This window comes from Pseudohaliea sp., from assembly GCF_040217025.1.
Lineage (GTDB): Bacteria > Pseudomonadota > Gammaproteobacteria > Pseudomonadales > Halieaceae > Pseudohaliea.
The window spans coordinates 82,638-96,973 of the sequence record NZ_JAVJOA010000008.1 but is presented as its reverse complement, the minus strand read 5'-3'; the positions used below and the strand labels follow the sequence as shown (position 1 = coordinate 96,973).

At 70.5% G+C, this 14,336-nt stretch carries 11 protein-coding genes; 2 read left to right on the top strand and 9 right to left on the bottom strand.

The features are described 5' to 3' along the window. Positions 1-36: 36 nt before the first annotated feature. The 5 genes from pilW to RKE50_RS04685 all read right to left on the bottom strand — a co-directional run bounded on the left by pilW (position 37) and on the right by RKE50_RS04685 (position 4,509). On the bottom strand, positions 37-831 hold the full coding sequence (pilW, locus tag RKE50_RS04705; RefSeq protein ID WP_350034799.1) for a type IV pilus biogenesis/stability protein PilW: 795 nt from the start codon (positions 829-831) through the stop codon (positions 37-39). Beyond that, on the bottom strand, positions 831-1,985 hold the full coding sequence (gene rlmN / locus RKE50_RS04700; protein ID WP_350034798.1) for a dual-specificity RNA methyltransferase RlmN: 1,155 nt from the start codon (positions 1,983-1,985) through the stop codon (positions 831-833). The genes pilW and rlmN overlap by 1 nt, the downstream gene beginning before the upstream one ends. Positions 1,986-2,007: 22 nt before the next feature. Continuing rightward, positions 2,008-2,436, bottom strand: a complete 429-nt coding sequence (gene ndk, locus RKE50_RS04695; RefSeq protein ID WP_350034797.1) for a nucleoside-diphosphate kinase — start codon at positions 2,434-2,436, stop codon at positions 2,008-2,010. A gap of 133 nt (positions 2,437-2,569) precedes the next feature. Then, positions 2,570-3,733 (bottom strand): IscS subfamily cysteine desulfurase, encoded by a 1,164-nt coding sequence (locus RKE50_RS04690; protein WP_350034796.1) that lies wholly within the window; start codon positions 3,731-3,733, stop codon positions 2,570-2,572. Next, entirely contained in the window at positions 3,730-4,509 is a 780-nt protein-coding gene (locus RKE50_RS04685) for an RNA methyltransferase (protein ID WP_350034795.1), read from the bottom strand. The genes RKE50_RS04690 and RKE50_RS04685 overlap by 4 nt, the downstream gene beginning before the upstream one ends. A 169-nt stretch (positions 4,510-4,678) precedes the next feature. Here RKE50_RS04685 and RKE50_RS04680 point away from each other — a divergent pair, with 169 nt between their 5' ends. Further along, a complete protein-coding gene (locus RKE50_RS04680; protein WP_350034794.1) occupies positions 4,679-5,482 on the top strand; it encodes an inositol monophosphatase family protein in 804 nt (267 codons plus the stop codon). A gap of 24 nt (positions 5,483-5,506) precedes the next feature. On the opposite strand, the gene secF is transcribed toward RKE50_RS04680, so the two are convergent. From secF to purL, 3 genes are all read right to left on the bottom strand, one after another. Further along, entirely contained in the window at positions 5,507-6,421 is a 915-nt protein-coding gene (secF, locus tag RKE50_RS04675) for a protein translocase subunit SecF (RefSeq protein ID WP_350034793.1), read from the bottom strand. Then, positions 6,418-8,313 (bottom strand): protein translocase subunit SecD, encoded by a 1,896-nt coding sequence (gene secD, locus RKE50_RS04670; protein ID WP_350034792.1) that lies wholly within the window; start codon positions 8,311-8,313, stop codon positions 6,418-6,420. Before secD ends, secF begins: the two co-directional genes overlap by 4 nt. Before the next feature lie 92 nt (positions 8,314-8,405). Then, positions 8,406-12,293 (bottom strand): phosphoribosylformylglycinamidine synthase, encoded by a 3,888-nt coding sequence (gene purL / locus RKE50_RS04665; RefSeq protein ID WP_350034791.1) that lies wholly within the window; start codon positions 12,291-12,293, stop codon positions 8,406-8,408. Between the two features lie 65 nt (positions 12,294-12,358). Between purL and mltF the strand changes: the two genes are divergently transcribed. After that, a complete protein-coding gene (gene mltF, locus RKE50_RS04660) occupies positions 12,359-13,792 on the top strand; it encodes a membrane-bound lytic murein transglycosylase MltF (RefSeq protein WP_350034790.1) in 1,434 nt (477 codons plus the stop codon). Here mltF and tadA read toward each other — a convergent pair. After that, the gene (gene tadA, locus RKE50_RS04655) at positions 13,789-14,247 is read right to left on the bottom strand and encodes a tRNA adenosine(34) deaminase TadA (RefSeq protein ID WP_350034788.1); all 459 of its coding nucleotides are present in this window, start codon (positions 14,245-14,247) and stop codon (positions 13,789-13,791) included. The genes mltF and tadA overlap by 4 nt on opposite strands. Between the last annotated feature and the right edge of the window lie 89 nt (positions 14,248-14,336).

Genomic DNA, 14,336 nt, shown 5'->3' with positions numbered 1-14,336 from the left:
TTCATCTACCCTTGCATCGGCCCCGGGGGCCGGTCCTCAGGGTGCGCCCGCCTCGGTCTGCTGGCGCTGCCAGGCGGCGTATTCCTGCGAGTCCGGGTAGAGGTTTCGCAGCGCCAGGGCGTAGCTGCCCTCGGCGTCGCGGTCACCCGTCGCCTGCGCCAGGCGGATGCCGAGCCACAGGCCGCGCGCGCTCTGCCGGCGAACCGCCGCCCGGTACCCAGTATAGTAGTCACTGGCGCCCGCGTAATCCCCCGCGTCGAGGCGCAGCTGCGCGAGCTCCAGGAGCGCGATACGGTTGCCCCGGTCCATGGCCAGGGCCCGGGCGAAGGCCTGCTCGGCGAGCTCCGGCTTGTCGAGGGCCCGGCGGCACAGCCCGAGGTTGACGAAGGCCTGGGGCCGGGCCTCGTACAGCGTGTCCAGCACCACCCGTTCGAGCTGTGTCTCGGCCTCGGCGTAGCGCTCCTGGCCGAACAGGAACGCAGCGTAGTTGTTGCGGGCCCGGGAGAAATCCCGGTCCAGGCTGATGGCCTCGCGGTAGTTCTCCTCCGCCAGCTCGAACTCGCCGGTGCTCTGGTAGACGAGCGCGAAGGCCTCGTAGATCTCCGGCTCGCGGTCGTCGAGTTCCACGGCGATCTTGAGATTGCGCTTGGCGTCCTCCCAGTTACCCTGGCCGATGTAGGAGCGCGCCAGCTCGACCCGCTGGCGCATCGCCTCCTCCGGCGACGGCGGATTGGTGTAGACGCTCCCGCGCTCGGTGATACAGCCGGCGAGCAGGGCACCGAGAGCCAGGGCCAGCAGGGCGCGGCGGGCCAGCAGGGCGCGGCGGGCCATCAGAGCGCGTTCCCGATCGCCGCGGAACGGCGGTAGCGCTCGTTGCGGCGCGTGCGGTCGGCGACCTGCCCGACCAGCTGGCCGCAGGCGGCGTCGATATCGTCGCCGCGGGTCGTGCGCACCGTGACCCGCAGCCCCGCGTCCACCAGCACCTTCCAGAAGCGCGACACGGCATTGCCGCTCGGGCGCTCGAAGCCGCTGTTGGGGAACGGGTTGAAGGGAATGAGGTTGACCTTGCACGGGTAGTCGGCGAGCAGTTCCACCAGCTCCCGGGCGTGCTCGGGCTGGTCGTTCACGCCCGCCAGCAGCGTGTACTCGATGGTGACCACGCGCTTGCGGTCCGTCTGCGCGTCGATGTAGCGCTTCGCGCTGGCGAGCAGGTCGGCCACCGGGTAGCGCTTGTTGATCGGTACGATGCGGCTGCGCAGCGCGTCGTTCGGCGCGTGCAGGGAGATGGCCAGGCTCGCATCCGTGTAGCGGTGCAGCTCGTCCAGCGCCGGCAGCACCCCGGAGGTGCTCAGGGTCACCCGGCGCTTGGAGATGCCGTAGCCGAAATCGTCCATCATCAGGTTCATGGCCGCGACGACGTTCTCGAAGTTGAGCAGCGGCTCGCCCATGCCCATGAACACCACGTTGGTGACCACGCGGTCCTTGCCGGCCTTGAAGGCGTCGTAGGAGGCAATCGCCAGCCAGAGCTGGCCGACGATCTCCGCCGCCGAGAGGTTGCGCTGGAACCCCTGCTTGCCGGTGGAGCAGAACTTGCAGTCCAGGCTGCAGCCGACCTGCGAGGAAACGCAGAGCGTCGCCCGGTCGCCGTCGGGGATGAGCACGGTCTCCACGAGTGCCCCGCCGTCGACGCGCACCAGCCACTTGCGGGTGCCGTCAGTGGAGTCGCTCTGGCTCGCCACCTCGGGCGGGCGCACCTCGGCGATGGCCGCCAGCTTGTCGCGCAGCGCCCTCGACAGGTTGGTCATCGCATCGAAGTCGGTCACACCCTCGTGGTGCATCCACTTGAGGAGCTGCTGGGCGCGGAATTTCTTCTCGCCGATCTCCTCGAACCAGGACTCCAGCCACGGGCGCGGCATGCCGAGAAGGTTCACCTTCCCGGCCTGCGCGTCGCGCTCGCTGGCGCTGCTGGCGATGACGGCGGTCACGGCTATCTCCGCTCGCTCCCGGTCAGTCCCGCGGGCAGATTTCGCTGGCCGCGAAGAAGTAGGCGATCTCGCGTTCGGCCGAGGCCGGGGAGTCGGAGCCGTGCACCGCGTTGGCGTCGATGGACTGGGCGAAATCGGCGCGGATCGTGCCGGCGTCGGCCTCCTGCGGGTTGGTGGCGCCCATCAGCTCGCGGTTCTTCGCGATGGCGTCCTCACCCTCGAGGACCTGGACGACCACCGGGCCGGAGGTCATGAAGGCGACGAGATCCTTGTAGAAAGGGCGCTCCTTGTGCTCGGCGTAAAAGCCGCCGGCCACCGCTTCCGAGAGGCGCAGCATTTTCGCCGCGACGATCGTCAGGCCGGCGTCTTCGAAACGGCTATAGATCTTGCCGATCACGTTCTTGCCGACAGCATCGGGCTTGACGATGGAAAGGGTGCGTTCAACGGCCATCAGGGTTCTCCAGCTAAAGAATGGTCTTGGACGCGGCCTCTCAGAGGGCCCGCCCGGGCGCGCGCATTATACGCTGCCTGCCTGTCCGTTTCAGCTACCTTCAGGGAGCTACTTTCACGGACTTGTGGCCCTTTCAGGGATTGACTGCCGCCGCAGGGCGCAGTGCGTGGACGCTCGCCGCGACCTGCGCGATGGCGTGCTCGACCTCCTCGGCGGTGGTAAAGCGGCCGAGGCCGAAGCGCAGGGAGCTGTGGGCCAGCTCGTCCGGGAGTCCGAGGGCGCGCAGCACGTAGGAAGGTTCCACGCTGGCAGAGGTGCAGGCCGAGCCCGTGGACAGGGCCAGGTCCTTGAGGGACAGGAGCAGGGTCTCCCCTTCCACGCCGCCGATGGCCACGTTGAGGGCGCCCGGCAGGCGGTCCGTCGGGTGGCCGTTCAAGGTGACGTCGCCGATGGCCTCGAGGCCCTCGCGCAGGCGCTCGCGGAGGCTCGTGAGCCGCTCCGCCTCTTCCGCCAGCGCGGCCCGGGCCAGGGCCGCCGCCGTGCCCATGCCCACGAGCTGGTGCGTGGCCAGGGTGCCGGCGCGCATTCCGCGCTCGTGGCCGCCGCCGTGCATCTGCGGCACCAGCGCAAGCCGCGCCTGCCGGCGCACGTAGAGGGCGCCGGCGCCCTTCGGGCCGTAGAACTTGTGCGCGGAGAGGGACAGCAGATCCACGGGCAGTTCGCCGACGTCCAGGGGCAGCTTGCCGGCGCTCTGCGCGGCATCGACGTGGAAGGGCACGCCCGCTTCCCTGGCGACCGCACCGATGGCGGCGATGTCGTTGACGGTGCCGATCTCGTTGTTGGCGTGCATGATCGTGACCAGCCGCGTGTCGTCACGCAGCGCCGCGGCCACCGCCGCCGGGTCGATGAGCCCGTCAGGGCCGGGGGCGAGGTAGGTGACCGCCACGCCGCGGGACTCGAGGTGGCGGCAGGTATCGAGCACGGCCTTGTGCTCGATGGCCGAGGTGACGATGTGCCCGCGCTCGTCGGCGGCACGCAGCACCCCCTTGATGGCGAGGTTATCGGACTCGGTGGCGCCGGAGGTCCAGACGATTTCCCGGGGGTCCGCCCCGATCAGCTCGGCGACGTCTCGGCGGGCGTTCTCGACGCGCATCTCCGCTTCCCAGCCGTAGCGGTGGGAGCGGGACGCCGGGTTGCCGAAGGTGCCGTCCAGGGTCAGGCACTCTGCCATGGCCTCCGCCACGCGCGGGTCCACCGGGGTGGTCGCCAGGTAGTCGAAGTAGATCGGTTTCTTCACGGCTCGCTCCCGGTGCGCGGTTCCCCGAAAACGGGGCCGCCGGCGCGCTCCACCTGCTCGTCGGTGGCGGTGAGAATACCGCGGAGAATGTTCAGCTCCATCTCGTCGAGGCGCACCCGCCCGAAGAGCCGTCGCAGCCGCGGCATGAGCTGCCGCGGCGCCGCCGGGTTGAGGAAACCGATGGCGCCGAGCGTCGCCTCGAGGTGGGCATAGAAGCGCTCCATGTTCACCTGGGTGCTGAAGGGCGTATCCCACTCGGCGGTCTCGGCCGCCGGCAGCGCATCGCCCACGGCGAGCATGCGCAGCTCGTAGCAGACGATCTGCACCGCCATGGCGAGGTTCAGGGAGGTGTAAGCCTCGTCGGAGGGGATGTGCAGGTGCAGGTTGCAGCGGTTCAGCTCGTCATTGCTGAGCCCGCGGTCCTCGCGCCCGAAGAGCACGGCCACGCGCTGGCCGGCGTCCGAGGCCGCCCCCATGCGAGCGGCGCAGCGCCGCGGATCCTGCACGGGCCAGGGAATGCGCCGACCGCGGGCGCTGGTGCCCACCACGAACTGGGCCTCACCGATGGCGCTGTCGATGTCGGGGACGACGCGCGCCGCCTCCAGCAGGTCCACCGCGTGCGTGGCCCGGGAGGTGGCCATGTCATGGGGGAACTGTCGCGGCGCCACCAGGGTCAGGCGGGACAGACCCATGTTCTTCATCGCCCGGGCCACGGCTCCGATGTTGCCGGGATGCGAGGTGTTCACGAGGACGATGTCGATGAGCTCGGGCCGCACGGGGCCTCCCTGGGTAAGTCGCAGTGGGTAAGTGATCGTTGCTGACCGGCTGTTGACCCGCCAGTTTACCAGAGCGCCGCCGCCCTCTGTTATACTCCGCGCCCGACGGCCCGTGCGAAGCGCCCGTGGCCGGGCACCCGCCGGGAAACAGCATCCACCGGGAAGCACCATGGAACCCATGATCAACATCGCCCTGCGCGCCGCGCGCCGGGCCGGCGAGCACATCCTGCGCGCCTCCGACGACCTCGATCGCCTGCAGGTGCGCGCCAAGGACGCCAACGACTTCGTGTCCGAGGTGGACGAGCGCGCGGAGGAGATCATCGTCGAGCAGCTCAAGCGGGCCTACCCGGGCCACGCCTTCCTCGGTGAGGAGTCCGGGCTCGTTGGTGACCCGGACGCCGAGTACCAGTGGGTGATCGATCCGCTGGACGGCACGACCAACTTCCTTCGCGGCATTCCGCACTACGCGGTGTCCATCGCCTGCCTGCACCGCGGCAAGGTGCAACACGCCGTGGTCCTCGACCCGGTGCGCCGGGAAGAGTACACCGCTTCCCGCGGCCGCGGGGCACAGCTCAATGGCCACCGCATGCGGGTGAGCAGGTACGACAGCCTCGAAGGCGCCCTCCTCGGCACCGGCATCCCCTTCCGCGGCCACTGCGACCAGCACCTGGCCACCTACTCGAAAACGCTGGCCGTGCTCGCCGCGAAGTGTGCGGGGATCCGCCGCGCCGGCGCCGCCTCGCTGGACCTCGCCTATGTCGCCGCCGGGCGCCTCGACGCGTTCTGGGAGATCGGACTGGCGCGCTGGGACATGGCCGCTGGCAGCCTGCTGGTGCGCGAGGCCGGCGGCCTGGTGGCGGACCTGGACGGGTCCGAGAACTACCTGGAGAGCGGGAACATCGCCTGCGGCAACCCGAAATGCTTCAAGGCGGTGCTGCAGGCGGCGCGGCCGCTGGCGGGCGCGCGCCGGTAGGCGTGTGCGGCGGGGCTGCCCGCCTCAGGGCACCAGGTCGTCCTGTTCCGCCCCTTCCTTTACCGGGATCATCAGGTCTTCCTTGCTGACACCCATGAGCAGCAGGGTGGTCGCGGACACGTAGATCGACGAATAGGTACCGATGAGCACCCCGACGATGAGCGCCACGGCGAAGCCGTGGATCATCTCGCCGCCGAAGATCGCCAGCGACGCCAGCACCAGCAGGGTCGTCAGCGAAGTGACCAGGGTCCGGCCCAGGGTCTCGGAGAGGGAGATGTTGATCACCTCCACCGGCTCGGCCCGGCGCAGCTTGCGGAAGTTCTCGCGGATGCGATCCGCCACGACGATGGTGTCGTTGAGCGAGTAGCCGATCACCGCCAGCAGGGCCGCGAGCACCGTGAGGTCGAACTCCAGCCCCAGCACGGAGAAGAAGCCCAGGGTGATGAGCACGTCGTGCACCAGCGCGGCGACGGCCCCCACGGCGAACTTGAGCTGGAAGCGGAAGCCGATGTAGAGCATTACCAGGCCGAGGGCCAGCAGCATGGCCAGCCCGCCCTGCTCGCGCAGTTCCTCGCCCACCTGCGGGCCGATGAACTCCGTGCGGCGCAGTTCCACGCTCGCCTCCGAGGCCTCGTTCAGCACGGCCAGCACGGCGGCACCGTCTGCATCGCTGAAGCCCGAGGGCAGGCGGATGAGCACGTCCTGGTCGGTACCGAAGCTGACCACCGTCGCGCCCTCGTAACCACCGCTGTCCAGCGTGTCACGGATCGCGTCGAGGTCGGCGCTGTCGCCGTAGTGCACCTCGACCAGCGTACCCCCGGTGAAATCGAGACCCCACTCGAGCTGGCGCACCGCCAGCGAACCGATGGCCGTCACCAGCAGCACGGCCGAAAAGACCACCGCCGCCAGGCGCCAGCCCATGAAGTTGAATACCTTCATGCCGCGTCCCCCTGCACGATGTCCTTGCCAATGGCGAGGTGGCGCAGCCGCCGCCCCCCGTAGATCAGGTTGACCAGCGCCCGGGTCCCCATGATCGCCGTGAACATGGAGGTCAGGATGCCGATGGACAGGGTCACCGCGAAGCCCTTGATCGGGCCCGTGCCTACGGCGTAGAGGATCACGGCGACGATGAGCGTGGTGATGTTGGCGTCGAGGATGGTCGACACCGCGCGCTCGAAGCCCGTGTGGATCGCCATCTGCGGTGCTCTCCCCTCACGCAACTCCTCGCGGATGCGCGCGAAGATCAGCACGTTGGCATCCACCGCCATACCGACGGTCAGCACGATACCGGCGATACCCGGCAGCGTCAGGGTGGCACCGATGAGCGACATGAAGGCCACCAGCAGCATGAGGTTCGCCGACAGTGCCACCACGGCGCACAGGCCGAAGACCCGGTAGTAGAGCACCATGAAGACCACGACCAGTGCCAGGCCCACCTGCACGGACTTCACGCCCAGGCGGATGTTCTCGGCACCGAGAGACGGGCCCACGGTGCGCTCCTCCACGAAGGTGATCGGCGCGGCCAGGGCGCCGGCGCGCAGCATGAGCGCCAGTTCCGAGGCCTCCATGGGGCTGTCGAGCCCGGTGATCTGGAACTGCGCGCCGAGCGCCTGCTGGATCACCGGGGCGGTGAGCAGCTTCTTCTCGTCGTAGGGGACCTTCACCGGCACCTCGCTGCCGTACGCCTGTTCCTCGTAGCGGGTGCGGTACTTGCGCTCGATGAACAGCACGCCCATGCGCCGCTTGACGTTGTCGCGCGTGGCCCGGTTCATGAGCGTGCCGCCCTCGCTGTCGAGGCTGATCTGCACGTTGGGCTGGCCGTTCTGGTCAAAGCTGGCCTGGGCGTTCGACACGCGCTCGCCAGTGATGATGATGTCGCGCTCCAGCCACTCGTAGGCACCGGCGCGCGCCTCGCTGCGGTACTCGAAGCGCTGCTTCTCCGCCGCCGGCGCATCCGGGCCGGCCACCAGGCGGAACTCGAGGTTGGCGACCTTGCCGAGAATCCGCTTGGCCTCCGCCGTGTCCTGGATACCGGGCAGTTCCACGACGATACGTGCGCGGCCCTGGCGCTGCACGAGCGGTTCGGAAACGCCGAGCTCGTTGACCCGGTTGCGCAGGGTGGTCAGGTTCTGGCTCACGGCGTAGTCGATGATCTCGTCGACGCTGACATCGGTCATGTCGGCGTGGAGGCGCCAGCTGCCCTCCTCGTCGATGCGGTCGAGGAGCAGTTCCGGGTGCTTGTCGGCGACGATGCTGCGGGCCGCCTCCCGGTCTTCCTCGCTACGGAACTCGAGTGCCACGCGGCGGTCGCCGGCGAGCGTCACCCGGCCGCGGATGCGCTCTTCGCGGAGGGCGCGGCGAATGGCGCTGTAGTAGTACTCCATGCGGCGCTCGACGGCAGCTTCCACGTCGACCTCGAGCTTGAAGTGCACACCGCCGGAGAGATCGAGGCCGAGCTTCATGGGCTGCGCGCCAACGGCGAGCAGCCAGTCCGGCGTCGTCGGTGCGAGATTGAGGGCGATAATGAAACCGTCGCCCAGGGCCCGGGCCACCCGCGCCTGGGCCCGCAGCTGCGCGTCGCGGTCGCGCAGGCGTATCAGGGCGTTGCGGCCGTCCGCGTCGACTTCTTCCCCAAAGTGGTCTATGCCCGCCTCTTCAAGCGCGTCCGTCGCCCGGCGCAGGGTCGCCTCGTCGATGACCTGGGCACTGCTCTCACCGGTGATCTGCAGCGCCGGGTCCGGCGTGTACAGGTTCGGCGCGGCATAGAGCAGCCCGAGGCACACGACGCCCAGCACCAGGAGGTATTTCCACAGGGGGTATTTATTCAGCATCGTCGGGCCCGGTTCGCGGGCGCGGGAAACGCGCCCGGCGGAAAAAAGGCGCCATTATAGAGCACGGCGCCGCAGTCACAAGGGCGGCACTGTCAGCCCAGCCAGGCCCGCGCGTTGCGGAACAGCCGCAGCCAGGGCCCGTCGTCGCCCCACTCCCGCGGCGCCCAGGAGAAATTCACGCCGCGCAGCACCCGCTCCGGGTGCGGCATCATGATCGTGGCGCGGCCGTCGGCGCTGCTGAGGCCGGTGATGCCGGCGGGCGAGCCGTTGGGGTTCGCCGGGTAGCGCTCGGCCACGCTGCCGTCGTTCTCGAGGTAGCGCAGGGCGACCAGCCCCTCGGCCTCGCAGGCCTCGCGGTCCGCGTCGGAGGCAAAGGCCGCGCGGCCCTCACCGTGGGCCACGGCCACCGGCAGCCGCGAGCCGGCCATGCCGGCCAGGAACAGCGACGGGGAGGCTTCCACGCGCACCAGCGCCAGGCGCGCCTCGAACCGTTCACTGCGGTTGCGAAGGAAGCGCGGCCAGTGCGCCGCGCCGGGGACCAGCTCGCGCAGCGTCGACAGCATCTGGCAGCCGTTGCACACCCCCAGGGTGAAACTGTCGCCGCGGGCGAAAAAGGTGGCGAAGGCCTCGCGCAGGTCGTCGTTGTAGCGGATGCCCTTTGCCCAACCCTCGCCGGCGCCGAGCACGTCGCCGTAGGAGAACCCCCCGCAGGCCACGAGGCCATCGAAGCGGGCGAGGTCATGACGCCCTTCCGCGAGGTCACTCATGTGCACGTCCACGGCGGCGAAGCCGGCGCGGTGGAAGGCCGCCGCCATCTCCACCTGGCCGTTGACGCCCTGCTCCCGCAGTACCGCCACCCGCGGCCGCTCACCGGTCGCCACGAAGGGCGCCGTCACGTCCTCTGCGGGGTCGAAAGCGAGTTCCGCGTGGAGGCCCGGGTCCTCGGCGGTGATGCGGGCGAACTCCTCGTCGGCGCACTCGGGATTGTCGCGCAGCCTTTGCAGGGCGTGGCTGGTCGAGGCCCAGAGCGCCTGCAGGCGGGACCGGCGGTCGTCGAGCACCGGCTCGCCGCCCAGCGCCACGGTGATCGCATCGCCGGGCACCGCGTGACCGATCTCTGCCAGGCACGGCGCGATCCCCAGCGCCTCGGCCTGCTCCCGCCAGGCAGGGATCGCGTCCCGGGGGACCTGCAGCACCGCGCCGGCCTCCTCGCTGAACAGCGCCGCCAGCGCGGACGGCGCCGCCGGGAGGTCGACGGCGAGGCCGCAGCGGCCGGCAAAGGCCATCTCCAGCAGCGTGGTAATGACACCGCCGTCGGAGCGGTCGTGGTAGGCGAGCAGGTCACCGCGGGCGAGGCCCCACTGCACCAGGGCAAAGAGGCCGGCCAGGTCGCCCGGGCGGTCGATGTCCGCGGGGGCATCGCCGAGGCCGCCGTAGACCTGGCACAGCGCGGAGCCGCCGAGGCGGCCGGCGCCGCGGCCGAGATCGAGGAGCAGCAGCACGGCATCCGCCGCCGGGTCGAGCTGCGGCGTGGCGACCCGATGCACGTCCGTCACCGGGGCGAAGGCGGACACGATGAGCGACACGGGCGCGGTGACCGCGCGTGCCTCGCCGTCTTCTTCCCAGGCCGTGCGCATGGACATGGAATCTTTGCCCACCGGGATGGTGAGGCCCAGGGCCGGGCAGAACTCCATGCCGACAGCCCGTACCGTGTCGAACAGGATGGCATCTTCGTGGCCGACACCCGCGGCACACATCCAGTTCGCCGAGAGCTTCACATCGGCGAGCGTGTTGATCGGTGCCGCGCAGATGTTGGTGATCGCCTCGGCCACGGCCATGCGCCCGGAGGCCGGACCGTCCAGCAGGGCCAGGGGCGTTCGCTCGCCCATGGCCATGGCCTCGCCTCGGTCGCCGTCGAAGGTCACGGCCGTCACCGCGCAATCCGCCACCGGCACCTGCCAGGGGCCGACGAGCTGGTCGCGGCAGACGAGGCCGGTGATGCTGCGGTCGCCGATGGTGATGAGGAACTGCTTGCTGGCCACCGTCGGCAGCTGCAGCACCCGCTCCAGCGCCTCGGCGGGGGACACGGCCGGTACCGGCTGCGCCGGTCGCGCCGGCGGCCGCGCCGTCTCCCGGTGCATGCGCGGCGGCTTGCCGAAGAGCAGCGCCATGGGCAGGTCCACGGGCGCGTTGCCGAAGTGCGGGTCTTCCACCGCCAGGTGCTGCGCCGCCGTCGCTTCGCCGACCACGGCGAAGGGGCAGCGCTCGCGCCCGCAGATAGCGGCGAAGCGGTCGAGGTCGCCACTTGCCACCGCGAGCACGTAGCGCTCCTGGCTCTCGTTGCACCAGAGTTCCAGCGGCGACATGCCGGGTTCATCCGAGGGCACGGCGCGCAGGTTGAAGGCACCGCCGCGGCCGCCGTCCTTGACCAGTTCCGGGAGCGCATTGGACAGGCCGCCGGCGCCCACATCGTGGATGAAGGCAATCGGATTCGCCTCCCCCAGCTGCCAGCAGCGGTCGATGACCTCCTGGCAGCGCCGTTCCATCTCCGGGTTCTGGCGCTGTACCGAGGCGAAGTCCAGGTCTTCCTGGCCCGTGCCCGAGGCCATTGACGAGGCCGCCCCGCCGCCGAGACCGATGAGCATGGCCGGCCCGCCAAGCACCACCAGCTTTGCGCCCGGCTCGAAGCTGCCCTTCTCGACATGCTCCGGTGCGATATTCCCGTAGCCGCCGGCGATCATGATCGGCTTGTGGTAGCCGCGTACCCCCCCGTCCACGGCCAGCTCGAAGCTGCGGAAGTAGCCGCAGAGGTTCGGCCGGCCGAACTCGTTGTTGAAGGCGGCGCCGCCGATGGGCCCTTCCAGCATGATGTCGAGCGCCGACGCGATCCGCCCCGGGCGGCCGTAGCCATGTTCCCAGGGCTGCGGCAGCGTCGGCAGCTCGAGGTTGGAGACCGTGAAGCCGGTGAGGCCCGCCTTGGGCTTCGAACCGCGGCCCACGGCGCCCTCGTCGCGAATCTCCCCGCCGGCGCCCGTGCCCGCACCGGGAAACGGCGCGATCGCCGTCGGATGGTTGTGCGTCTCGACCTTCATGAGCAGGTGGATCTCCTGCTCGTGGGCGCCGTATTCACCGCTGTCCGGTGCCGGGTAGAAGCGGCCGCCGCGGCTGCCGGTGACCACCGCGGCATTGTCCGCGTAGGCCGAGAGCACGTTCTCCCCGCCCTGGCGGTAGGTATTGCGGATCATGTCGAAGAGGGAATGCGGCTGCACCGCGCCGTCCACGGTCCAGCTCGCATTGAAGATCTTGTGCCGGCAATGCTCGCTGTTGGCCTGGGCGAACATCATCAGTTCCACGTCGCTGGGATTGCGGCCGAGGTCGCGGAAGCTGTCGATAAGGTAGTCGATCTCGTCCTCGGCCAGGGCGAGGCCGAGCTCGCGATCCGCCGCCTCGAGGGCGGCGCGGCCGGCGCCGAGCACGTCGACCCGTGCCATCGGTCGCGGCGTGGCCTCGGCGAAGAGGGCCGTGGCCGCGGCCGGGTCGTCGAGCAGCGTCTGCGTCATGCGGTCGAACAGCAGCGCGCGGGCGGCCGCGCCTTGCGCGTCCGTCAACTCTGCCGGCAGCAGGAGCGTGTAGGCGACACCGCGCTCCACCCGGTGCAGGGCTTCGAGGCCGCAATGGCGGGCGATGTCCGTCGCCTTGCTGGCCCAGGGCGAGATCGTCCCCGGGCGCGGCACGGCGAGCAGCAGGGTCTCGCCCGGTGCCGCCGCCAGGTCGCCGGCGGGATCCGGCGCGACCCCGTCGTAGGCCAGCAGGCTGTCCAGGACCGCGCGCTGCCCGTCGGCGAGGGGACCCTGCAGCTGCGCAAAGTGCACGTAGCGCGCGCCGGTCAGCCGGATGGCGGGGTCCACGGCCTCGAGGCGCTCCGCGAGCTTGGCGAGTCGGAAGGCGGACAGGGCCGGCGGGCCGGGCAGGATCAGCATGGGGACTCGGGCTCCCGGGGTACGAGTAGGGGCGCGTAGTGTACCGGTGCGTTTAAACTAGGGCCATGCTGACGCGCCCCGCCCTCGCCGCCCTCCTCGCCCTGCTCGTCCTCGCCGGCGGCTGCGGGCGTCCGGTGGACAGCCTGGAGGCAATCCGCGAGCGCGGGGAGCTGCGCTTCGTGACCCGGAACGGGCCCACGACCTACTACCGCGAGCGCGGCGAGGCGGCCGGTTACGAGTACGACCTGGCCCGGCGCTTCGCGCAGGAACTCGGTGTGGAGCTGGTCGTGGTACCCGTGTTCAGCCTGGACGGGCTGTTCACCGCCCTGCGCCGGGGCGAGGCCGACATCGCCGGCGCCGGGCTCACGCTGACCCCGGAGCGCGCCGCCGCCTTTCCCACTTCCGCCCCGTACCACGAGCAGCGTCCCCAGGTGATCTACCGCACCGGCTCGGCGCGACCCCAGGGCATCGAGGATCTCGAGGGGCTCGACGTCGTGGTGCTCGCGGGCTCGAGCCACGGTCGACTCCTCGCGCGACGCAAGGCGGACGACCTCCCCGGCCTGCGCGTCCGCAGCATCGACGGGGCAGACCCGCTGGAACTCCTGCGCCAGGTGGACCGGGGCAATGCCGGTGCCGCGGTGGTGGACTCGGTGGAATTCGCCATCCAGCGGCACCTGCTGCCGCAGCTGGCCGTCGCCTTCGACCTCGCTGCCGAGCAGGACATGGTCTGGTATCTCGCCCCGGGCGCGAAGAACGACGTGCTCCTCGAGCGGCTGGACGAGTTCTTCGAGCGCCTGGAGCGCGGGGGCACGCTGGCGGCACTGCGCGAGGCGCACCTCGGCCAGGTCAACGCACTCACCCGCGCCGGCTCGCAGACCTTCGTTGCCAATATCACCAGCCGGCTGCCGGCCTACCGGGAGGCGATCGAACAGGTGGCCCGGGAGCACCAGCTCGACTGGGCCCTGCTCGCCGCCATGGCCTACCAGGAGTCGCACTGGGACCCGGAGGCCATTTCGCCGACCGGCGTCCGCGGGATGATGATGCTGACCCGCGCCACCGCCCGCGACCTCGGCGTGCCCGACCGCAGGGACCCGCTACAGAGCCTGCGCGGCGGCGCGCGCTACTTCAAGAACCTGCGCCGCCGGCTGCCCGGCGATATCGCCGAACCGGACCGCACCTGGCTGGCCCTCGCCGCCTACAACATCGGCATGGGACACCTCGAGGATGCCCGCGTGCTCACGGAGCGCGCGGGCGGCGACCCGCACCAGTGGCGGGACGTGATGGCCCACCTGCCCAAGCTGGAGCAGCGCGTGTTCTACAGCTCCGTGCGCCACAGTTACGCCCGGGGCCGTGAGGCCGTGCGCTACGTGCAGAACATCCGCCACTACTACAGCGTGCTGCAGTGGCGCTTCATCGCCGAGAACCGGCCTGCGCCGCCCCTCGAGGTGAGCCCCCTGCTGCCCGAGCAGCTGCGCGGTCGGGCGCTGCGAGCGCTCTAGGCGCGCCGGGCGCGGAAGAAGCTGCGCAACAGTTCGCCGCTGGCGTCGGCCAGGGGGCCCTGGCGCCAGCTCACGCGATGATTGTAGTGACCGGCGTCGAGGAGTCGCGCGGTGCTGCACACTGCGCCCGCGCGCGGCTCCAGGGCCGCGAAAACGAGTTCCGCCACCCGGGCGTGCACGAGCGCGCCCACGCACATGGTGCAGGGCTCGAGGGTCACGTAGAGCACGCTGCCGGGCAGACGATAGTTGCCGAGGCGCACCCCGGCGGCGCGCAGCGCATTCACCTCTGCATGGGCCGTCGGGTCGCGGCTGCCGATCACGCTGTTGGCGCCCTCGCCGACGATCTCGCCGCCGCTGACCAGCACGGCACCGATGGGGACCTCGCCCGCAGCGGCCGCCGCTTCCGCAAGGGCCAGCGCCCGGCTCATGAATTCCCTGTCTGTCGTGGCGGACACGCGCCTGCTCCCGCTCCCCTGCTCCGGCGCTAGTGTCGCACGCCGCCGGGGGTCGTGGCAGCGACGCCCACCATTCCGGTACGATCGGC

Bases quoted from the DNA above. Each gene is read 5' to 3' on its own strand.
- pilW (WP_350034799.1), bottom strand. From the start codon at position 831: ATGGCCCGCCGCGCCCTGCTGGCCCGCCGCGCCCTGCTGGCCCTGGCT.
- ndk (WP_350034797.1), bottom strand. From the start codon at position 2,436: ATGGCCGTTGAACGCACCCTTTCCATCGTCAAGCCCGATGCTGTCGGC.
- RKE50_RS04680 (WP_350034794.1), top strand. From the start codon at position 4,679: ATGGAACCCATGATCAACATCGCCCTGCGCGCCGCGCGCCGGGCCGGC.
- secF (WP_350034793.1), bottom strand. From the start codon at position 6,421: ATGAAGGTATTCAACTTCATGGGCTGGCGCCTGGCGGCGGTGGTCTTT.
- secD (WP_350034792.1), bottom strand. From the start codon at position 8,313: ATGCTGAATAAATACCCCCTGTGGAAATACCTCCTGGTGCTGGGCGTC.
- purL (WP_350034791.1), bottom strand. From the start codon at position 12,293: ATGCTGATCCTGCCCGGCCCGCCGGCCCTGTCCGCCTTCCGACTCGCC.
- mltF (WP_350034790.1), top strand. From the start codon at position 12,359: ATGCTGACGCGCCCCGCCCTCGCCGCCCTCCTCGCCCTGCTCGTCCTC.